The following is a 19508-nucleotide window of genomic DNA, read 5'->3' as shown; positions in this document are numbered from 1 at the left end:
TTGGTGGTAATGGCGGAAGGGAACCACGCGTACCCATCCCGAACACGAACGTTAAGCCTTCCAGCGCCGATGGTACTTGGACCGCAGGGTCCCGGGAGAGTAGGACGCCGCCAAGCCGAACAAGAACGCCCTTGATCGTTACCGCGATCAAAGGCGTTTTGCATTTTATCATATGTAAAACGTAAGCCGGCCTACGAGCGTTCCTCGAGGCCGGCTTGTTGCGTTACATAGCGTCGATCTTACGTTCCAGCGCCAGTATCCGTACCTGTGCCAGCGTCCGTACCCGTGCCTGCATCCGCACCGGCGTCCGTGCCCGTGCCTGCATCCGCACCGGCATCTGTACCCGTGCCAGCGTCTGCACCGGCGTCCGTACCCGTGCCAGCGTCTGCGCCGGCATCCGTACCCGTGCCAGCGTCCGCACCGGCGTCCGTACCCGTACCTGCATCCGCGCCGGCATCCGCTCCTGCATCCGCACCGGCTTCCGCATCATACGCGGTCGGAGGGACGGAATCGGCCGGGGCGTTGAAGTAGCCGGCAATCGCCATGTTCCGCAAGATCCGAAGCGCTTCGGCGCGCGTCAGCGGCTTGTTCGGACGGAATGTGCCGTCGTCGAAGCCTTGAATGATCACGTTGTCGGCGCCCCAGCTTACGTCGCTCTGATACCAAGTGTTTGCATTCTCTTCAATATCAGCAAATTTCTTCCCTTTGCCTCGGCCTTTGCCGGTCGTCGCGCCAGCGTCGGCTCCTGCGGTCGCGCCAGCGCCAGCGCCGGTACCGGTACCCGTCGTCGCGCCGGCGTCGGCACCGCCCGTCGTGCCGGCGTCCGTACCGCCCGTCGTGCCGGCGTCCGTGCCGCCTGCGCCGCCGGCATCCGCATCGGCGCCCGGCGTTACATCGTCTGCCAGGTTCCGGAAGAACCCGCCGTTGTTGTTCTGGTTCGCGTTCAGCGGCCGCGCCCGGTTAGCGCTTTGTGCCCCTTGGTCCGCGTTGCCGCACGCGCTAAGCGACAATGCCAACGATACCGCGGTTACCGCTAAAGCCAGCTTTTTTGCCATCGGTAGAACCTCCTGTAGTAAAGTGTTCATCAGTGCCCCACGACCATAGTGTGGCGAATCGGGAGGTTCCTACGCATGGGAAAACGTAGCCGAATAGGCGGATCATAGTTCAATGATTTGTCCGATCTCGATGCGATGCGTTTCGGCTGCGCCGGCGGGCAGTTCAAGCACCGATGCCGCCCCTCGGACCGGGGGAAGGACGCGCCAAGGCGCAGCCCGCTTGGCGATGGACAGCACCCGGCCGTGCGCATCCAAAAACAACACGTCGATCGGAAACTGCATAAAAAACGTATGCACGCTGTTGCACGGGATTAGATGGTACGCTTCATCGATTAACGGACGTCTTCGAAACATGAGCCCGAGCAAACGACTGCCGAACGTATCGCAGCGTTTGATTCGGTACGGAAGCGTGAACGCTCCATGCGTCGGTTCCATCGCGTTTTCCATAAAAAAGCCCTCCGTTACAGTCCGTTTGCTAACGCTTCCATTAATTTTGCATGGTTGAATTTTTCGCCCGCATGATATATTAAAGGCGAGCCGAAGAAACGGCATTTTACTCGACAGTCGGAAACGAATCGCAGCAATGATACGATATTATATACAAAGGAGATTGACAGCATGTTGAAGCAAAAAATGAAGCAATTGTTGACGGAGGAAAGCGGTCAAGGGATGACGGAGTACGGTTTGATTATCGGTCTCGTGGCCGTTGCGGTCATCGCCGTGCTGACGACGATGGGCGGACAGCTCAAAGCGAAGTTCAACCAGATCATTACGAGCCTTGGCGGCACAGCCCAATAAACGGCGACACGCCTTCATAACAAAAAAAGACAGCCCCGCCTTTTCTTAGGTTGACCAAGAAAAGCGGGGCTATCCTTGTAAAAGGGGGGAAATACCGATGACCGCGACGGTTACGGCGCTGGCGCTTTTGATCAGCCTCATCACGGATTTGCGCAGCCGCAAAATTTGGAACGCCGTGACGATGCCGGCCATGGGATTCGGACTAGCCGCACACGCGGTGGCGGACGGCGTTTCGGGTTTCGCGTTCGCGGGACTGGGACTGCTGACGGGTTTCGGCCTTTTGCTCATTCCGTACTTGCTCGGGGGAATGGGGGCAGGCGACGTCAAGCTGCTGGCCGCGATCGGAGCGCTGCAGGGCCCGGCATTCGTGTTCCATGCGTTCCTATATACGGCGGTCGCGGGAGGCGTCATCGCCGCCGTCATCGTGACGGCGCGCCGCGACTGGAGGAGGATCGCTTACAGCCTCGGGGTGTTTCACGGGAGCGTCGGGAGCTTGCAGGTTTTGGATAAGAAAGAAATGCATCACGCGTTTCCGTACGCGGTGCCGATCGCGATCGGCACGGCGGCGGCGTTTTGGCGGGGCGGGATGTTGTGATGAGATCGGAAAAAGGACAAGCTACTGTCGAACTGGCGCTCAGCATGACCGTCATCGCCCTGCTGCTGTTCGGCATGGTCGATTTCGGCCGCATCTTGTACGCCAACACCGTGCTTACGTTCGCAGGTAGGGAGGCGGCACGGGCGGCGAGCCTCGGCGGCAGCGACGCCGCCGTGCGGGACGCTGCGCTGCGGGCGGCGACCGCGCTCGAAACGAGCCGCGTCGCGGTAGCCGTTTCGCCGGCCGCGTCCGAACGAAGGCGCGGCAATTACGCGACGGTCGAAGTAACGTACACGCTGGACGTCATTACGCCGCTAATGGCAGAAATAATTCCGAACCCGTATACGGTTCGTACACGAACGGCGATGAGAATCGAATGAAACGCAAAGGCGTGTTTCGGAACGAAAACGGGAACGTTGCGGTGCTGATGGCGCTGTCGATGACGATGCTGATCGGCTTTGTGGCGCTTGCCGTCGACGGCGGCCTCGCCTTGTTGGAGCGCAGCCGGCTGCAGCGGGCGGCGGACGCCGCCGCATTGGCCGGCGTGCTGGAGCTGCCGGAGCGGCCGGAACAGGCGACGGAGCATGCGAGGAACGCGGCCGCATTGAACGGCGTGGCCGCATCCGCCATTAACGTCGCATTCTCGGACGACCGCAGGGACATTACCGTTACGGCGCGGCGGACGGTGCCGTTTTATTTCGCTCCGGTACTCGGCGTGAACGGAGCCAGCATGAGCGCCGAGGCGACCGCCCGCATCGCGCCGCTGGCGTCCGGTCTCAAGGCGGTGCCGCTCGGCGTCGAGCATACTACGTCGCTTGCGTTCGGGACGAGGGTCGTGCTGAAGGTCGGCGCCTCCGCCGGGCCCGGCTCGTTCGGCGCGCTCGTCCTGTCGGGCACCGGGGCTAGCGAGTACGAACGGGATTTACGGGAAGGCTATCCGCAACTGCTCCGGACGGGCACCGTTTTGGCTACCCAAACGGGTAACATCGCAGGGCCGACCAAGCGGGCGGCCGATGAAATTATCGCGCGCTGCCCGTCGGCGACGTATTTGAATTATCCGATCAACTGCGAACGCGCGGTGCTTGTGCCGATGGTTCGAGCGGTCACCGTAGATCAAAATCAGGTAAAACAAGTCGTCGTGACCGGCTTCGCGACATTCTTCATCGAGAGCGTATCGTCGACGAGCGCCGGCGCGGAAGTGGTAGGCCGCTTCATTCGTCGGACAGCCTCCGGCGAAATCGGGGACGATGCGCCGAACTACGGAACATTCGGCACGAGGTTAATCAGGTAGGAGGGGAGGCGACGGGATGAACCCGAGACGGATATGGTTGTGGTCCGCATTGTTCGGCTTGGCGGCGGCTTTGCTGCTGTACCAGCTTCTCGTTCCCGAAACGACGTCGCCGCCGATTGCCGCCGAGGAGCCGGCCGGGGACGACGCCCAACAACCGCCCGCGGCGGAGGCGCCGAAATTGCTTCCGATCGCGGAAGGGATGCGCGCCGTCAGTTTCCCCGTGGACCCGTCCCAAGGGGTGAACGGCTTCATCCGACCCGGCGATTACGTCGACCTCGTCGCTGTCGCGCCCGGAGCCGACGGCGCGCAATCCGGCAGCTTGCTGCTAACGAACGCGAGAGTGCTCGCCGTAGATCAACGGACGGAGGCGGGAGACGAGCCCGGAACGTACTCGATTCTGACTGTAGAAGTGTCGCCCGAGCAAGGCGTGCGGCTGGCGCAAGCGCTGCGGCAGGGTTCGATCGCCGCGATGCTGCGCGGGACGCCGTAAGTGAGGAAGCCCGGAACCGGAAGGAGGGACGCAAGTGAAATGGTTCGGATTGTCGAAAAGGGACGATTGGCGGGCGGCGCTGGATCGAAGGCTGCCCGAACCGGCGCTGTGGACCGACGACCCGCTGCAGCTGCCGGCGATGCTGGCAGGCGAGACGCCCGCGGTGCTCGTCGTGCAGAAGGACCCGGAATGGGACGCGTATGAGCTCACCCGCAGCTTGACGGAGGGGGACCCGCTGCTGTTCGCGGTGATCGCCGCGGAGCCGGAGCGGATCGATTATAAGCTCGCGATCGAAGCCGGCGCCGCCGACGTGCTGACCGACCCGGACGACGCTGCGGGGATGGAGCAATTGATGCTGCGCCTAAACCGTCTGGCTGAGCTGAAGAAGCGCGTCGCGCGCGACGGAAGGCTCGACGCGAAGGGGGCCAAAATCGTTACGGTTTGCAGTACAAAAGGCGGCGTCGGCAAAACGACGATGACCGTCAATTTGGCGGCCGCATTCAACCGGATGAAGCGGAAGGTGCTCATCGTCGACTTGGATTTGCAGTTCGGGGACGTCTCGATTTTGCTCGATATCAAGCCCCGATTTACGATTTACGACTGGGTGAAGGAGTCGACGGCGTCGGACCGAGCGATAGCCGCCAATTACGTCAACGTCCACCAGAGCGGCATTTCGGTCATGTCGGCCCCGTCCAAGCCGGAGCTGGCAGATCTGATCACGGGTAAGCACGTGGAGCGGCTGCTTCAAGAAATGAGAACGCGGTTCGACGTCATCCTGATCGACACGCCTCCGTCCTTCGTCGAAACGTCGCTGCAAGCGTTGGAGCAGTCGGACGACATTCTGCTCGTCACGACGGCGGAGCTGCCGACGCTGAAAAACGTGCGCACGGGCACCGAGACGCTGCAGGCGCTCGAGCTGAAGGAGCGGGTCAAAATCATTTTGAACCGGGAGGGCGGCGCGGAAGGGCTCGATCCGAAAACGATTGAGCAAATTTTGGGGACTCCCGTCTTCGCGCGCGTCGTGAACGATTACAAGAGCGTCGCGCCGTCTCACAACGAAGGGGTGCCCTTCATTTTTTCGGCTCCGTCCGCTCCGGTTTCGAAAAACGTGCTCGCGATCGCCGATGCGCTGCTGCCCGCGAACGGCGCAGAGGAGACGCAGCCCGTCGGTTGGCGGCATTTCTTCAGCCGCTTCAAGAAAGGCAAAAAAGCGGCATCGCTCAAAAAGGGGGGATAATCGATGTCGCTGCTCGAGCGAATTCAAAAGCAGCAAGGGGACGGACAACCGTCTACGGCACCGCCGCCCAGCGCGGTCGAACTGCTGAAAAACGAGCTCAAAGCGAAGCTGCAAACGTATTTGCTGCAGGAGCTTCGCTCCGACGAGCTGAACGACCCGCGCACCGTTCGCAGGAAGGTGAAGGAGCTGTCGGAGACGTTCTTCTCGGCCGAAACGGAGCGGCTCGGCGCCGCCGAGGAGCAGCATTTGATCGAGGAAACCGTGGACGAGGTGACGGGATACGGCCCGATCACCATCTTCATTAAAGATCCGGAAGTCTCCGAAATTATGGTCAACGGGCCGAACCAAATTTTCGTGGAAAAAGGCGGGAAGCTCGTGCGTACAAGGCAAGCGTTCCGCGACGACCGCCACGTGCTGCAGGTCATCGAAAAAATCGTGGCCCCGCTCGGCCGCCGCATCGACGAAAGCGCGCCGATGGTCGATGCGCGGCTGCCCGACGGGTCCCGCGTCAATGCGGTCATTCCGCCGCTCGCGCTCAACGGTCCGACGCTGACGATCCGGAAATTTCCTACGAAGCGGCTGGAAATCGGCGACCTGGTTCGTTACGGCACATTGAGCCCGAATATGGCAAAGTTTCTGGAAGGCTGCATCGTCGCTAGGCTCAACTTGTTCATCAGCGGCGGCACCGGCTCCGGCAAAACGACGCTGCTCAACGTGCTGTCTTCGTTCATCCCGTCGGACGAACGGATCATTACGATCGAAGACGCGGCGGAGCTGAAACTGCATCAGGAGCATGTCGTGTCGCTGGAAACCCGGCCCCCGAACGTGGAAGGCAAGGGCGCGGTCACGATCCGCGACCTCGTCCGCAACTCGCTGCGGATGCGCCCCGAACGAATTATTATCGGGGAGGTGCGCAGCGCGGAGGCGCTCGACATGCTTCAGGCGATGAATACGGGCCACGACGGTTCGCTGGCGACAGGCCATGCGAATTCGCCACGCGACATGCTCGCCCGCCTCGAAACGATGGTGCTGATGTCCGGCATGGAGCTGCCGGTGCGCGCCATCCGCGAGCAAATCGCGGGCGCGATCGACCTGATCGTGCAGCAGACGCGCATGAAGGACGGCAGCCGGAAAATTACGCACATTACCGAAGTGCTCGGCATGGAAGGCGACACGATCGTGCTGCAGGACATTTTCGTGTTCCGCCAAACCGGCGCGAAGCCGGATGGAACGATTATTGGCGACTTCGCGCCGACGGGCATTCGGCCGCAATGCCTTGAGAAGCTCGACCGGTACGGCATCGCGATTCCGCCGGAATGGTTCTGGGAGGGCTGATTGATGAACCGGCTGCTGCTTGCGCTGCTGATCGCCGCCTTCGCCAGCTGGATGCCGTCGCATGCACAGCCGGCCGCCGCCGCGCCGGAAGGCGAGCGCGACGTCATCGTCATCGTCGACGGTCAGCCGGTCGAATCGGCTTCCTTCGACGTTCGGCAAGGCAAGGTCTATGTTGACGCGGCGGCGTATGTGGAACAGTTCGGAGGCACGTACGAGGTGCGAGCGAACACCGGCAACGCGGTCATGAACGGCGTCGAAATGCCCACGGTATGGACGAATGGCAGAGCGTACGTGCACATTCGCGACGTCGCAAGCATTCGCCGTACGGAAACCGTCGAATGGGACGCGGCGGCCGGCATCGTCTACGTCCGCAGCGCGGCGCCGCGCGCCGTCAACGTGCCGCTGTTCGCCGCGCTGTTCGCCAGCTGCACGGTGGCTGCCTATTCCGTTATGAAGAAGTCGACCCGCCGCAGCGCGCTCGCTGGGCGCGTTCAGACGCTGATGGCGGAAGGGATCGTGAAGCCGGCGGCCCAAGGCGGGCGGCCGGCGAAGCCGAAGCCGGCACTCTCCCCGACGCGCCGCTGGCTTGCCGCCGCAGGGGCGCCGCTACGGCGGCTGCCCGCGGCGAGGAAGCACGAGAAGCTCCTTCAGCAGGCAGGCTTGACGCTCCGGCCGGAGGAGCTGTTCGCGCTGCGGCTGTTCGCGGCCGCCGCCGCGGCGATGCTCGGTACGGCGCCGTTCGGAGCGCCGGCCGCCTTCGCTCCGCTGTACGGCGCGGCCGGTTTCCTGGCGCCGCTCTGGTACGTGCGCCGGAAAGCCGCGCGCCGCATGGACCGGTTCGGCGAGCAGCTGCCGGTCGCCATCGGTATCATGACGACGTCGATCCGCGCCGGGTTCAGCTTCATGCAGGCGATGCAGCTGAGCGGCAAGGAAATGTCCGATCCGCTCGGCGCCGAATTTACGAAGACGATTCAAGAGATTCAGTTCGGCGTATCGTTCGAGGAGGCGCTCCGCCGGATGACCGACCGGGTCACCGATCCGAACCTCGGCATCCTCGTGACGGCCTTGCTCGTCCAGCACGGCACCGGGGGCAATCTCGCCCAAATTTTGGACACGATTCAAGAAACGATCGAAGAGCGGGCGCGGATGAAGGAAGAGATCAATACGCTGACGTCGCAAGGGAAACTGTCGTCGATCATTATTACGTTTCTCCCCATCGGGCTCTTCTTTTTGCTGCAGTTGATCAATCCGTCGTATTTCGAGCCGATGCTGTCTCACCCGCTCGGCTGGTTTATGCTCGGCATCGCCGCGGCGATGACGCTGCTCGGTTGGTTGTTCATACGTAAAATCGTGAAAATCGAGGTGTGACCTCCTTGATTACGCTGCTGTTTTATCTCGCGACCGCCTGCTGTTTGACGCTGGGCGCTTCCGCCGTACTATTAAAGCGATTGGAGGGGCAGCGCGTCATGCGGCGAAGGGTCGGCCTATTGCTGGCCGGATCGAAGCAAGCGGACGCCGCCAAGCCGCCGGGCAGAAACCAGCCGTTCGCGCCGCTCGCGCCGCTTTATGCGTCGCTTCGGCAGGCGGTGGCGCGGCGGATGTCTCCGAAAGCCGTTCGCGCTTTGGAGCGTAAATTGCAGGAAGCGGGACGACCGTTCCAGCTGCGAGCGGCCGACGTCAGACTGCTGCAGGCCGGCTGCGCCGTCGGCTTCGCGGCGGCGGTCGGACTGCTGTGCTTGTCGCTCGGCAACTCCCCGGCCGCCGCAGCCCTGTTCGCGGCGGCCGCCGGGGCGTACGGCGGCGCGTACCCGATGTTTTATTTGAAGGCGAAGAAAAAGCGGCGCGCCGCCGACATCGACAAGTCGATGCCCGATTTCTTCGACCTGGTCAACGTCTCCGTCGAAGCCGGGCTCGGGCTGGACGCGGCCATTCTCAAGGTATGCCGGCAGATGAAGGGGCCGCTGCCCGACGAAATGGCGCGCACGATGGAGGAAATGCAGCTCGGCAAGTCGCGCCGAGAGGCGTTCGGGGCGGTGCGCGATCGAGTGCCGTCGGAGATGCTGCGCATGCTCATGAACGCGCTCATCCAAGCCGACCAGATGGGCATCGGCATGTCCAAGGTGCTGCGGGCGCAAACGAAAAGCATGCGGGAGCATCAGCGGCAGCGAGCGAGGGAAACCGCGATGAAGGCGCCCGTGAAAATGCTGTTCCCGATGATTCTGTTTATTTTTCCCGTGCTCTTCATCATCTTGATGGGTCCGCTGGTCATTCATTTCGTCACCGAATGGCTGTAGGCCGCCGCGAACGTTTCGCGGCGGCTTTTCGTTTCGAGCAGCGCCGGTAAAACGTTCCGCTCCCGCATAGTTTGACCGCGGACGTACATAATTTAGATGAGTTTGCAGGGCAATTCCGAAAGAGTCGGAGGCATGCGGAGGATGAGAAAACGCGCGATCGCGGCGGCGCTGGCGTGTCTGCTGGCGCTGCCGGGCATAACGGGACAAGCGCCGCGAGCGGCGGCGGATCACACGTACAACATGTCGTACATCTATTTCGGTTCGCCGTCCACGTACGCGCGCCAGGTGGAGCGGACCGGCAAAACGCTGTCTGCGGTATCCCCGAACTATTTCGACATCAAGGAAGACGGACTGCTTGACGTAACTTGGAAGCTCAGCTCCTCGTTCATCGATCAAATGCACGCGAAGGGCATGAAGGTCGTCCCGTTCCTCAGCAATCATTGGCAGAAGCAGCCGGGCATCGCGGCGATGGCGAACCGCGAGAAGCTCGCCGGGCAAATCGCGGAGGCGGTCCGCAAATACGGTCTCGACGGCGTCAACGTCGATATCGAAGGCGTCTCGAGCGATTATCGGGACGAGTTTACCGATTTCATCAGACTGCTTCGGCGAGCGCTGCCCGAAGGCGCGGAATTGTCCGTCGCCGTGGCGGCCAATCCGAACGGCTGGAAGACGGGCTGGCACGGATTTTACGATTATGCCGCGCTGGCGCCGAATGCCGACTACTTGATGATCATGGCGTACGACGAATCGTGGGAGGGCAGCGAGCCGGGACCGGTCGCCAGCCTCGGATTCGTCGATCGGTCGATCCGCTATGCGCTGAAGCAGGGCATTCCCAAAAGCAAAATCGTCGTCGGCCTCAATTTTTACGGGAGAATATGGAAAACGGACAGCGCCGCGAATTCGGAGGGACGCGTGATCCGCGGACTGGGCATCTCGAATGTGCGCGTGCCGCCTTTGCTTGAAAAATACAAAGGCCAAGTGACGTACGACGAGGCGTCGCAATCGCCCCGCGCGGTGATCCGCATCCCCGCGGGAGCGGTCGAGTACGTCGGGGAGACGAAGCTGACGGCGGGCACGTACACGATCTGGTTCGAAAACGAGCGGTCCCTCAAAGCGAAGCTGCGGCTCGTCTCCGAGCACGGCATCAAAGGATCCGGATCGTGGAGCCTGAACCAAGAAACGAAAGACGTCTGGGATTATTACGCGCTGTGGGTCAACGGGACGTACTTTACGGACGTCGGTCGGGGGTTTTGGGCCGAAAGCGAAATTCTCGCGATGACCGAAAAAGGCTGGATGCAGGGCGTCGGCGCGACGAAATTCGCTCCGCAAGGCTCGCTGACCCGCGCGCAGGCGGCCGTGATCCTCGTCCGGGCGCTCGGGCTGCAGGAGGAAACGCCGTCGAGCAAGGCGTTCGCGGATGTACCCGCTCGGCATTGGGCGAAGAAGGAGATCGAGCTCGCGCGAGAGTACGGCTTCCTGGAAGGCGTGGCCCCCGGCCGATTCGCGCCGGACGCTCCGATCACGCGGGAACAGCTGGCGGCGATGCTGGCGCGCATTTTCGAGCTCGCGCCGGACGCGGAGTCCGAAGCGGCGGCGGCCGCGTTCGCCGACGTCGCTCCCGGGGCGTATTATTACGACGCCGTCCGGGCGATGCGCCAATACGACATCATCAACGGCGTCGAGCAAGGCGTGTTCGGCGTCGGCCGCAAGTCGACTCGCGCGGAGATGTCGGTGCTCATGAACCGGCTGCGGGAACGAATCGAAGCTTGGAACGGCGCCCGCGCCGCGAATACGTGAAAAGGATGAGACGCATGCGCATCTTTCGGATAGGATGGTTGGTCCCGCTGCTGCTGCTGGCGGCTTGCGGCGGCGGAACGGGCGCAGAGGATGGGGTGGCAAGCCGCGAAAACGCCGCCGCGGCGCCGCGGCCGGCCGGCGTAGGGATGATGCAAGCGCAGTCGACCGCGGCCGAAGCGCCGTGGAGGGACGCGTATTTCGTCCCCGTCGTCGAGTTTGCGGCCAAATGGAACGCGCTGGCGGACGAAGCGATGATGACGAACGCGAAGCTCGAGTCGTCCCGTTTCGTCACGAACGAGGAAGCCGGCACGTTCTCCTATGATTCCGGACGAGGCTTCCGCATCGACGGAACGGCCGACGCCGCGGGGGACGTGACGTCGTTCGCGTTGACCGCGCCGAAACAAGATCCGTTCGGACTGTTTACGTACTGGGCGCTGGCGGTGTCCGTCACGAATACAGACGTCGCTCCGAACGAAGTCGATGCGCTGTTCCAGCAGCTCGGCATCGAGGCCGATGGGTCGTACGCGCGGGCGATCGGGCGGGAGGTCGAGTTTTATCGCGCCCGTTACGCCGTCGAGGCCTCGGACGAGCAGGTCGTATTTACGTTCGCGAAAATAAAGGAGGAGACCGAATGAAGGTAACCATGCTGCGAGCGAAGCCGATCGCGCTGGCCGTCGTCTGCGCTCTGTCGCTTGCCGGCTGCGCGGGAGCGGGTGAAGGCCAGCCCGTTACGCAGACGGTTCGCATGCAAGGCGATCGGGCGGGGGATGCGGTTTCCGTTACGCTCGAGCGGGACGAGAACGGCCGGGAATGGGTGCCGCTGCGCGAAGCGATTCAAATATTCGGCTTCCGCTATGAATGGGATCCCGTCGACAAAGCCGCCTCGCTCGGCTACACGGATCCGATTTTCAAGCTGTACGCCGGCCGCCAGGAAGCTTGGGCCGGACGGCCCATCGAGCTGCGCAATCCGCCGCTTCGGCTGGACGGAGAAACGCCGATGGTCGCGCTGGATACGCTGGCGGAGCTGCTCGACGCGAACGTCCGATGGAACAACGACCATACCGCGCTTCAGGTGGATCTGCCGGAGGACGAGCTCGCGCCGCCGTCGCTGCGCGCGGCCGCGGCGGAGGGCGCGGCGGTGCGCGCAACGGGCGCCGGCTCGTTCCGGACCGGACCGTCCGTCCAGGACCGCGTCATTCGGTATTTGAAAATCGGGGAGTCCGTCGAAGTGCTGCGCAAAGTAAACCCGTACTGGTACCAAATCCGGGACGCGAACGGCGTGACGGGCTTTACGTCGTACCGCTACATTCCGGAGAACGCGGAGGCCGCGCCCGCGCCGGCTCCGGCCCCAGCTCCCGCCCCGGCGCCGGCTCCGCCAGACGGGGCGAACGGCACCGCCCGGCAAGTGCTGTCGTATTCGCGGACGCTGCTCGGTACGAAGTACAAGTTCGGCGCAGGACCTTACGAGCGGACGGGAGCGTTCGACTGTTCCTCCTTCGTGCAGCATGTGTTCGGTCGATACGACGTCGAGCTGCCGCGTTCTTCCCGGCAGCAATCGCAAGTCGGGCGCAGCGTCGCCAGAAGCGAGCTGCAGCCGGGGGATCTCGTGTTCTTCTATACGCCGGGGCGGTTCAGCAGCAATAAAATCGTAGGTCACGTCGCCATTTACGAAGGCGACGGGAAAGTTATACACACCTACGGCAAACCTGGTGTCGTGGTCACCGATCTGAACGCGCCGAGCTGGAGCAAGCGGTACTTATTTTCGAGGCGCGTGCTGCCGTAGACGGCGATGATGCGGCGTTTAGCGATCGCTGCGCTTTGTCTCGCCCTCGCCGCCTGCGGGCGCGGCGGCCACGACGCCGACGCCGGGCCGCGGGGGGAAGCGGCGGCGGACGAGCCGGCCGACGAAATTCGGACGGGCGGGAAAGTGCGCGTCATTATCGTGTTTCGCGGGGCGATCGACGAATCGCTGTTCGACGCGGCCGACGCGATCGTCGTCGATGCCGCGGAGCAGATTCGAATGGCGACCGTGTACGTCGAACCGGAGCGCATTCCGCTGCTGCGGAGCGCGCCGGGCGTCATCTCGGTCGAGCTCGACAAGGTCGTCGAAGTGAAGCCAGAGGCGAGCGCCCATTGGGGAGGCGAGGCCGTTCAGGCGCCCCGGGCCCGCGCCGGCGGGCTGACGGGGCGCGGCGTCGCCGTCGCGGTCATCGACACCGGCGTCGCCGCGCATGACGACTTGCCGCAGCTTCGCGGCCGCTCGTTCGTCGATTACACCGATTCGTTCGCCGACGACAACGGACACGGTACGCATGTCGCGGGCATCATCGCGGCGCAGGACAACGGCTACGGCATCACGGGCGTCGCGCCGGGCGTCGAGCTGTATGCGCTGAAGACGTTGTCCGCCGACGGATACGGCTATTTATCCGACACGCTGCTGGCGATCGATTGGTGCGTCGAGAACGGCATCGACATCGCGAATTTAAGCCTCGGCATGCCGACGTCGTCGGCCGCGCTGCGAAGCGCGGTGGAGCGGGCGTACGCGGCCGGCGTGCTGGTCGTGTCCGCGGCGGGCAACGGCGGGACCGAAGCGGGAACGGAAGACACCGTCGAATACCCGGCGAAATACGACGCGGCGATCGCCGTCGCCGCCGTCGACCCGGACGGATTCCGGGCGCCCTTCTCGGCGACGGGCCCGGCGATCGAGCTGAGCGCGCCGGGCGTAGCCGTCGTCAGCACGTATTTGGATAACGGCTACGCCGTTCAGGACGGCACGAGCATGGCGGCTCCGTTCGTGACAGGGACGCTGGCGCTGTTTCGGGAGCTGTACCCGGAGCACTCCCCGGCGCGGCTGCGCAGCCTGCTGCAAGCGGGGGCCGTCGATTTCGGCGAACCGGGGAAGGACATTCGCTACGGGTACGGACTCGCGCAAGCGCCGGTTCGGTTTCCCGATATCGCCGGCCACTGGGCGCACGCGGAGATTTTGGACGTCGGCGCCCGCGGCTGGATGATCGGCATGGAGGGCGGGCGCTTCGAGCCGGAGGCGGTGTTGACCCGGGGACAAGCGGCCGCCGTTTTTGCGAGGCGGCTCGCTTTGTCGGACGCGGAGGAGGAACCGGCCGCCCCGTTCCAAGATATCGCGGAGCATTGGGCGAAGAAGGAAATCACGTCGGCATACCGGCATGGCGTGTTCGCGGGACTGTCGGCGAGCCGCTTCGGACCGGACGAACCGATGACCCGGGAGCAGACGGCTATGCTGCTGGCCCGACTCATGCAGCTGGAGCGGACGCCCGGCATGGCGAATCCGTTCCGGGACGTGCCCGAGACGCATTGGTCCGCGGACGCGATCGTCGCCTGCTATCATGCCGGCATCGTCAAGGGGCTCGAAGCCGACGCGTTCGGCCGGGAATTCCCGATTACCCGGGCGCAGCTGGCGGCGCTGTTATTCCGCACCGCCGAGCGCCTTGCGAACTCTCAATGAAGGAGCGATTCCACCATGGATTTCCAAGCCGTATTACGCCGCAGCGTCATTCGCCCGATACCGGGCCGGCCCGGCGAGCTCGAGCTCGTCTTAAGCGAGGACGCGTTCGACGCCGAATTCGCGGCCGAGCTCGGCGACAGCCCCGCCGCGAAGGGCAGCTTGCTGGCGGCCGCGAAGGAGCTGATCGCGGAACGGTACCCGAAGCTCGGTGCCGCCGTGCTGCGCGTGACGATCGGCGGCACGATGCTGCTGTCGGTGCCGCTCGGGGCGGGGGCCGCGCTGGCGGCGACTCCGGCGGAGTCCGGGCCCGTCGCCATATCCACTCCGGTCCATGCGCCGGAGATCGTCGGCGCTTCCGCCGAAGCGCCGCGGGTGACGCTGGACGGCCGGCAGCTGAACGTGCGGCCGGCGATCATCAACAATCAGACGTTCATTCCGATCCGGGCCGTCGCCGAAACGCTCGGCGCTCAGGTCGATTGGGATGGGGACTCTCGCACCGTCACGATCCGGAAGGGAGACTCGCTCATCCGATTCGCGGTCGGGGCGACGACCGCCGTCGTGGACGGGCGAACCGTCGCGACGCCGGCGTCGCTCATCCGTGACGGCACGACGCTCGTGCCGCTCCGTTTCGTAGGAGAAACGCTCGGGCTGCAGGTCGACTGGGACGATGCGTCGCGCACGGTGCGCCTCGCCACGCCGAAGGAGGAGGTGGCGGTTTCGGGCGCGTCGCCGTTGTACACGGTCGCGAAGGGGGATACGCTGTGGGGGATCGCGCAGCGGTTCGGTACGAGCGTGGACGCGTTGAAGCAGGCCAACGCGCTGTCGACCGACATGGTGCGCGAGGGGCAGACGTTGGTCGTGCCGAAAGCGTTCCATCAGGTGACGGCGGGACAGTCGCTGTGGAGCATCGCGAAGCAGTACGGCGTCACGGTCGACGCGCTTCGGGCGGCCAACCGGCTGACCGGCGACGTCGTGTACGTCGGCCAAACGCTGGTCGTTCCGGCCTCCGCGGCGGCGCCCGCGAGCGCTTCCCCAGCGCCGGCTCCCGCGCCGCAGGCTCCGTCCGCTGCCGTCTCCGAACCGGCCGCGCCCGCCGCCGCGCCGTCCGTGACGTACGCGACGCATATCGTCCGTTCGGGCGACAACATGTGGAACCTGAGCCTGCAGTACGGCGTGCCGTATTTAGAATTGTTGAAGGCGAACCAAATGACCGAAAGCAGCCGGCTGACCGTCGGACAAACGCTGCGCGTCCCGGTGCACCACATCCCGATCAAGCCGGTCGTCTCCGCGAAGCACGGCGAGCTGCTCGATTGGTGGACGGAAGCCCGGTACGTGTTTTCCACGGGCAAAACGGCGACGATCACCGATTTCGCCACCGGCAGGACGTTCCAGGTCAAACATACGATGGGCGGCAATCACGCCGACAGCGAGCCGCTGACGGCGAGAGACGCGCAAATCATGAAGGAGATCTGGGGCGGCAGCTATTCGTGGACGCCGCGCGCGGTCATCGTCGAGGTCGACGGGCGGAAGCTCGCGGCGGCGATGCATTCGATGCCGCATGGCGCCCAAGCGATTGCCGGCAACAACTACGAAGGCCATTTCTGTATCCATTTCCAGAACAGCCAGCGCCACAGCGACGGGAAAGTGCAGGATTCGATGCAGCGTCAAATTCAAATCGCCGCCGGCGTCGCCGCGCTGTAACGAAGCTTGCCGCCGCCCGAGAGGACGGCGGCAGGCTTCGTTTGCATAACCGCCTCCGATGCAATACACTCGAAGGATAAGCGGTAAGCGCCGGAAAGAGGTGGGACTTATCCATAAACAACAAATTCGGATTGCCTGCATCGGCGGAGCGAACGTCGACCGCAAAGCGCGCACGATCGAGAAGACCCGTCTGTATACGTCCAACCCGGTCACGGTGTCGGAATCGTCGGGGGGCGTAGCCAGGAACGTTGCCGAAAACTTGAGCCGTCTCGGCTGCCGGCCGGAAATGTTCACCTGCGTCGGCGAAGACAAGGAAGGCTTCTGGCTTCGTTCCGACATGGAGCTGGACGGCATCGACACCGCGGGCGTTGTTACGACGAAGGGCGGACGGACGGGAACCTATACCGCATTATTGGATAACGATGGGGAAATGATCGTCGCGATGGCGGACATGGCCATCTACGACGAAATGACGGAGTCGTGGCTGGAGCGCCGCTGGCCGCGCATCGAGTCGTGCGACGCCGTGTTCGCGGATACGAACCTGCCGGCGCCGACGCTTCGCTATGCGATCGAACGGTGCGCGGCGGAAGGCCGCCTGCTCGCGATCGATCCGGTGTCGTCGGCGAAGGCCGCGAAGCTCCCGCCTCGGCTCGACGGCGTCGAGCTGCTGTTCCCGAACCGCGAAGAGGCGGAGGCGCTGACCGGCTTGCCGGCGAGGACGCCTGAAGAATGCCGCGCGGTCTGCGAACGCCTCCGGGAACGAGGGGCGAGGCGGGTCGTCCTGACGCTCGGCGAAGAAGGCGTGTATTACAGCGAGCCGGACGCGTTCGGCTCGCTCCCGCCGTATCCGGCGGAGGTCGCGGACGTGACGGGAGCGGGAGACGCGCTGACGGCGGCGACGCTGTTCGCCCTGCTGCAAGGCGCAACGTTAGCCGACGCGTGCCGCTACGGACTGGCGGCGGCGTCGCTTACGGTGCGCACGACGGACACCGTCTGCCGGACGCTGCGTTTCGAACAACTGGAGAGTATCGTGAAGGGGAGACCGACGTGAAAGAACTGCTGACGTTTACGGAAGAAGTGAGGGACGCCCTCGAAGGGAACCGGCCGGTCGTGGCGCTGGAGACGACGATTATCTCGCACGGCATGCCGTATCCGCAAAACATCGCCATGGCGAAAAACGTGGAGCGCATCATCCGCGAGCAAGGGGCGGTGCCGGCGACGATCGGCCTGATGGACGGCCGCGTGAAGGTCGGGCTGAACGAATCGGAGCTGGAGCGGTTCGCGACGGATCGGAGCGTCGAGAAAGTGAGCCGGCGCGATTTCCCGTACATACTTTCGACCGGCAAAATCGGCGCCACGACCGTAGCGGCCACGATGATCGCAGCCCGGCTCGCGGGCATCGAAGTGTTCGCGACGGGCGGCATCGGCGGCGTTCACCGCGAGGGCGAATCGACGTGGGACGTGTCCGCCGATTTGACCGAGCTCGCCCGCACGAAGGTCGCGGTCGTCTGCGCCGGCGCGAAATCGATCCTCGATATCGGCCGGACGCTCGAATATTTGGAGACGCACGGCGTTCCGGTCGTCGGCTACCGCTGCGACGAATTTCCATCGTTCTATTCCCGGGAGAGCGGATATCGGGTCGATTACCGAATCGACGACGCCGAGGGCGTCGCGAAGCTGCTGGACCTGAAGTGGAAGCTCGGGCTCGAGGGCGGCCTCGTCGTTGCGAATCCGGTGCCGGAAGCCGCCGCGCTCGACTTCGCCGAGATGGAGAACGTCATCGTGCAGGCGCTCGACGAGGCGAAGCGTCTCGGCATCGCCGGGAAGGCGGTCACTCCGTTCCTGTTAAGCTATATTAAAGAAACGACGGGCGGCAAAAGCTTAGAAACGAACATCGCGCTCGTCAACCACAACGCCGAAACGGCCGCGAACATCGCGGTCGCGCTGCAGGCCGTCCGCACGGGACGATAAATCGCGAGTCACATCGAAAGCATCCGCGAGGATGCTTTTTTGCATTTTCCAAGTTTAGGAATGGAAATCGCCGTTCGGCGCATACTGAACCTAAAAATGTAAGGGCGTGCCGTCACCCGATGGCCGCCGAAGGAGGACGGTAGCTTGACGACGGAAGCCGCACCGCGGATCCACGCGATCGACAGCACGATTACGCTGCTGAGGGAAGGGTACTTGTTCATCAAAAACCGAGTCGACCGATTCCAATCCGACGTCTTCGAGGCGAGGCTGTTCGGGGAGCCGGCTGCATGCATGAGCGGCGCGGAGGCGGCGCGGTTGTTTTACGACACCGAACGGTTCACGCGCCGCGGGGCTGCGCCGAAGCGCATCCAAGAGTCGCTGTTCGGCGTCGGCGGGGTGCAGACGATGGACGGCGCGGCGCATGCGCATCGGAAGGCGCTGTTCCTGTCTCTCATGACGCCGCCGCACCAGAGGCGGCTTGCGCTCATGGCCGGAGAGGAGTGGGACCGTTCCATCGCGGCATGGGAGCGGTCGGATCGCGTCGTCCTGTTCGAGGAGGCGAAAACGATGCTGTGCCGCATCGCCTGCCGATGGGCCGGCGTTCCGCTCAAGGACGGGGAGACGAAGGCGCGGGCGGACGATTTCAGCGCGATGGTGGATGCGTTCGGGGCGGTCGGACCGCGGCATTGGAAGGGGCGCATCGCGCGCAACCGCGCCGAAGCTTGGATCCGCGGCGTCATCGAGGACGTTCGCGCCGGCAGGCTGGCGGCCGAGGAAGGATCGGCGGCGCATGCGATGGCGTTCCACCGGGAGCTGGACGGAGCCCCCCTAGATGTCCAAATGGCCGCGGTGGAGCTCATCAACGTCCTGCGGCCGATCGTGGCGATCGCCACGTTCGTCGCCTTCTCCGCGCTCGCGCTGCGCGACTACCCGGAGACCGGAGCGAAGCTTACGAAAGAGGCGGAGCTTGAAGCGTTCGCCCAAGAAGTGCGCCGATTTTACCCGTTCGCTCCGTTCGTCGGCGCGCGGGTGCGGAAGGAGTTTACATGGCGGGGATGCCGATTCCGCGAAGGCATGCTGACATTGCTCGACATTTACGGTACGAATCATGACAGGCGGCTCTGGGAGCGGCCGGGCGAGTTTCGCCCCGAACGGTTTCTCGGGCGCCATGCGGGACCCTTCGAACTGATCCCCCAAGGGGGCGGCGACGCGTCGACCGGGCACCGCTGTCCGGGGGAAGGCGTTACCGTCGAAATTATGAAAAGCTGTCTCGACGTGCTGGCGAACCGCATCGCGTACGACGTGCCCGAACAGAATGCCAGCTACAGCCTCGTGCGCATGCCGTCGCTCCCGCGTAGCGGCCTCATGATCGCGAACGTGAGGCGAACACGATAGCCGCGCTTCCGCTCTCGCCCGCAGCCTGCAACGGCTGCGGGTGTTTTAGCGTCCGCAACGTCCGTTCG

At 64.0% G+C, this 19508-nt stretch carries 19 protein-coding genes and 1 rRNA gene; 18 read left to right on the top strand and 2 right to left on the bottom strand.

Annotated elements, in window-relative coordinates; genetic code table 11:
* Positions 1–116 (top strand): 5S ribosomal RNA (gene rrf, locus VE009_RS11470).
* Positions 117–239: 123 nt separating this feature from the next.
* Here the strand turns inward: rrf and VE009_RS11465 are convergent.
* Both VE009_RS11465 and VE009_RS11460 read right to left on the bottom strand, forming a co-directional pair.
* Complete coding sequence (locus VE009_RS11465; RefSeq protein ID WP_325007671.1) at positions 240–1055, bottom strand: S-layer homology domain-containing protein; 816 nt, start codon at positions 1053–1055, stop codon at positions 240–242.
* A gap of 102 nt (positions 1056–1157) precedes the next feature.
* Complete coding sequence (locus VE009_RS11460) at positions 1158–1502, bottom strand: DUF192 domain-containing protein (protein ID WP_325007669.1); 345 nt, start codon at positions 1500–1502, stop codon at positions 1158–1160.
* Between the two features lie 171 nt (positions 1503–1673).
* Here VE009_RS11460 and VE009_RS11455 point away from each other — a divergent pair, with 171 nt between their 5' ends.
* The 17 genes from VE009_RS11455 (at position 1674) to VE009_RS11375 (ending at position 19440) form a co-directional block, all read left to right on the top strand.
* On the top strand, positions 1674–1853 hold the full coding sequence (locus VE009_RS11455) for a Flp family type IVb pilin (RefSeq protein WP_414694832.1): 180 nt from the start codon (positions 1674–1676) through the stop codon (positions 1851–1853).
* Between the two features lie 97 nt (positions 1854–1950).
* Complete coding sequence (locus VE009_RS11450; protein ID WP_325007667.1) at positions 1951–2448, top strand: A24 family peptidase; 498 nt, start codon at positions 1951–1953, stop codon at positions 2446–2448.
* The gene (locus VE009_RS11445; protein ID WP_325007665.1) at positions 2448–2828 is read left to right on the top strand and encodes a TadE/TadG family type IV pilus assembly protein; all 381 of its coding nucleotides are present in this window, start codon (positions 2448–2450) and stop codon (positions 2826–2828) included. Before VE009_RS11450 ends, VE009_RS11445 begins: the two co-directional genes overlap by 1 nt.
* Positions 2825–3739 carry a pilus assembly protein TadG-related protein gene (locus VE009_RS11440; protein WP_325007664.1) on the top strand — a complete coding sequence of 305 codons (915 nt, stop codon included), beginning with the start codon at positions 2825–2827 and terminating at the stop codon, positions 3737–3739. The genes VE009_RS11445 and VE009_RS11440 overlap by 4 nt, the downstream gene beginning before the upstream one ends.
* Before the next feature lie 16 nt (positions 3740–3755).
* On the top strand, positions 3756–4229 hold the full coding sequence (gene cpaB, locus VE009_RS11435; protein WP_325007662.1) for a Flp pilus assembly protein CpaB: 474 nt from the start codon (positions 3756–3758) through the stop codon (positions 4227–4229).
* 34 nt (positions 4230–4263) lie between these two features.
* Positions 4264–5466 (top strand): AAA family ATPase, encoded by a 1203-nt coding sequence (locus VE009_RS11430; RefSeq protein WP_325007660.1) that lies wholly within the window; start codon positions 4264–4266, stop codon positions 5464–5466.
* A 3-nt stretch (positions 5467–5469) separates the two neighbouring features.
* Complete coding sequence (locus VE009_RS11425) at positions 5470–6801, top strand: CpaF family protein (RefSeq protein WP_325007658.1); 1332 nt, start codon at positions 5470–5472, stop codon at positions 6799–6801.
* A gap of 3 nt (positions 6802–6804) precedes the next feature.
* Positions 6805–8169, top strand: coding sequence for a type II secretion system F family protein (locus VE009_RS11420; RefSeq protein ID WP_325007656.1), 1365 nt, complete (start codon positions 6805–6807; stop codon positions 8167–8169).
* Positions 8170–8174: 5 nt separating this feature from the next.
* Complete coding sequence (locus VE009_RS11415) at positions 8175–9095, top strand: type II secretion system F family protein (protein WP_325007654.1); 921 nt, start codon at positions 8175–8177, stop codon at positions 9093–9095.
* Between the two features lie 141 nt (positions 9096–9236).
* A complete protein-coding gene (locus VE009_RS11410) occupies positions 9237–10892 on the top strand; it encodes a glycosyl hydrolase family 18 protein (protein ID WP_325007652.1) in 1656 nt (551 codons plus the stop codon).
* A 14-nt stretch (positions 10893–10906) separates the two neighbouring features.
* Complete coding sequence (locus VE009_RS11405; RefSeq protein WP_325007650.1) at positions 10907–11527, top strand: hypothetical protein; 621 nt, start codon at positions 10907–10909, stop codon at positions 11525–11527.
* Positions 11524–12675 carry an NlpC/P60 family protein gene (locus tag VE009_RS11400; RefSeq protein WP_325007648.1) on the top strand — a complete coding sequence of 384 codons (1152 nt, stop codon included), beginning with the start codon at positions 11524–11526 and terminating at the stop codon, positions 12673–12675. Before VE009_RS11405 ends, VE009_RS11400 begins: the two co-directional genes overlap by 4 nt.
* 6 nt (positions 12676–12681) lie before the next feature.
* Positions 12682–14373: a S8 family peptidase gene (locus VE009_RS11395; RefSeq protein WP_325007647.1), complete on the top strand. Its 1692-nt coding sequence runs from the start codon at positions 12682–12684 to the stop codon at positions 14371–14373.
* Positions 14374–14388: 15 nt separating this feature from the next.
* Complete coding sequence (locus VE009_RS11390; RefSeq protein ID WP_325007645.1) at positions 14389–16074, top strand: LysM peptidoglycan-binding domain-containing protein; 1686 nt, start codon at positions 14389–14391, stop codon at positions 16072–16074.
* Between the two features lie 100 nt (positions 16075–16174).
* Positions 16175–17125, top strand: coding sequence for a carbohydrate kinase family protein (locus tag VE009_RS11385; protein WP_325007643.1), 951 nt, complete (start codon positions 16175–16177; stop codon positions 17123–17125).
* Positions 17122–18045, top strand: a complete 924-nt coding sequence (locus VE009_RS11380) for a pseudouridine-5'-phosphate glycosidase (RefSeq protein ID WP_325007641.1) — start codon at positions 17122–17124, stop codon at positions 18043–18045. The genes VE009_RS11385 and VE009_RS11380 overlap by 4 nt, the downstream gene beginning before the upstream one ends.
* Positions 18046–18189: 144 nt before the next feature.
* On the top strand, positions 18190–19440 hold the full coding sequence (locus VE009_RS11375; RefSeq protein ID WP_325007639.1) for a cytochrome P450: 1251 nt from the start codon (positions 18190–18192) through the stop codon (positions 19438–19440).
* Positions 19441–19508: the final 68 nt, after the last annotated feature.

Origin of the sequence: Paenibacillus sp. (genome assembly GCF_035645195.1) — a bacterium.
Lineage (GTDB): Bacteria > Bacillota > Bacilli > Paenibacillales > YIM-B00363 > Paenibacillus_AE.
This window is presented reverse-complemented; position numbering and strand designations above follow the sequence as displayed.

Coding starts and splice junctions, on each gene's coding strand:
- VE009_RS11465 (WP_325007671.1), bottom strand. CDS start 1,055: ATGGCAAAAAAGCTGGCTTTAGCGGTAACCGCGGTATCGTTGGCATTG.
- VE009_RS11390 (WP_325007645.1), top strand. CDS start 14,389: ATGGATTTCCAAGCCGTATTACGCCGCAGCGTCATTCGCCCGATACCG.
- VE009_RS11405 (WP_325007650.1), top strand. CDS start 10,907: ATGCGCATCTTTCGGATAGGATGGTTGGTCCCGCTGCTGCTGCTGGCG.
- VE009_RS11440 (WP_325007664.1), top strand. CDS start 2,825: ATGAAACGCAAAGGCGTGTTTCGGAACGAAAACGGGAACGTTGCGGTG.
- VE009_RS11450 (WP_325007667.1), top strand. CDS start 1,951: ATGACCGCGACGGTTACGGCGCTGGCGCTTTTGATCAGCCTCATCACG.
- VE009_RS11445 (WP_325007665.1), top strand. CDS start 2,448: ATGAGATCGGAAAAAGGACAAGCTACTGTCGAACTGGCGCTCAGCATG.
- VE009_RS11400 (WP_325007648.1), top strand. CDS start 11,524: ATGAAGGTAACCATGCTGCGAGCGAAGCCGATCGCGCTGGCCGTCGTC.
- VE009_RS11425 (WP_325007658.1), top strand. CDS start 5,470: ATGTCGCTGCTCGAGCGAATTCAAAAGCAGCAAGGGGACGGACAACCG.
- VE009_RS11410 (WP_325007652.1), top strand. CDS start 9,237: ATGAGAAAACGCGCGATCGCGGCGGCGCTGGCGTGTCTGCTGGCGCTG.
- cpaB (WP_325007662.1), top strand. CDS start 3,756: ATGAACCCGAGACGGATATGGTTGTGGTCCGCATTGTTCGGCTTGGCG.
- VE009_RS11420 (WP_325007656.1), top strand. CDS start 6,805: ATGAACCGGCTGCTGCTTGCGCTGCTGATCGCCGCCTTCGCCAGCTGG.
- VE009_RS11460 (WP_325007669.1), bottom strand. CDS start 1,502: ATGGAAAACGCGATGGAACCGACGCATGGAGCGTTCACGCTTCCGTAC.
- VE009_RS11455 (WP_414694832.1), top strand. CDS start 1,674: ATGTTGAAGCAAAAAATGAAGCAATTGTTGACGGAGGAAAGCGGTCAA.
- VE009_RS11395 (WP_325007647.1), top strand. CDS start 12,682: ATGATGCGGCGTTTAGCGATCGCTGCGCTTTGTCTCGCCCTCGCCGCC.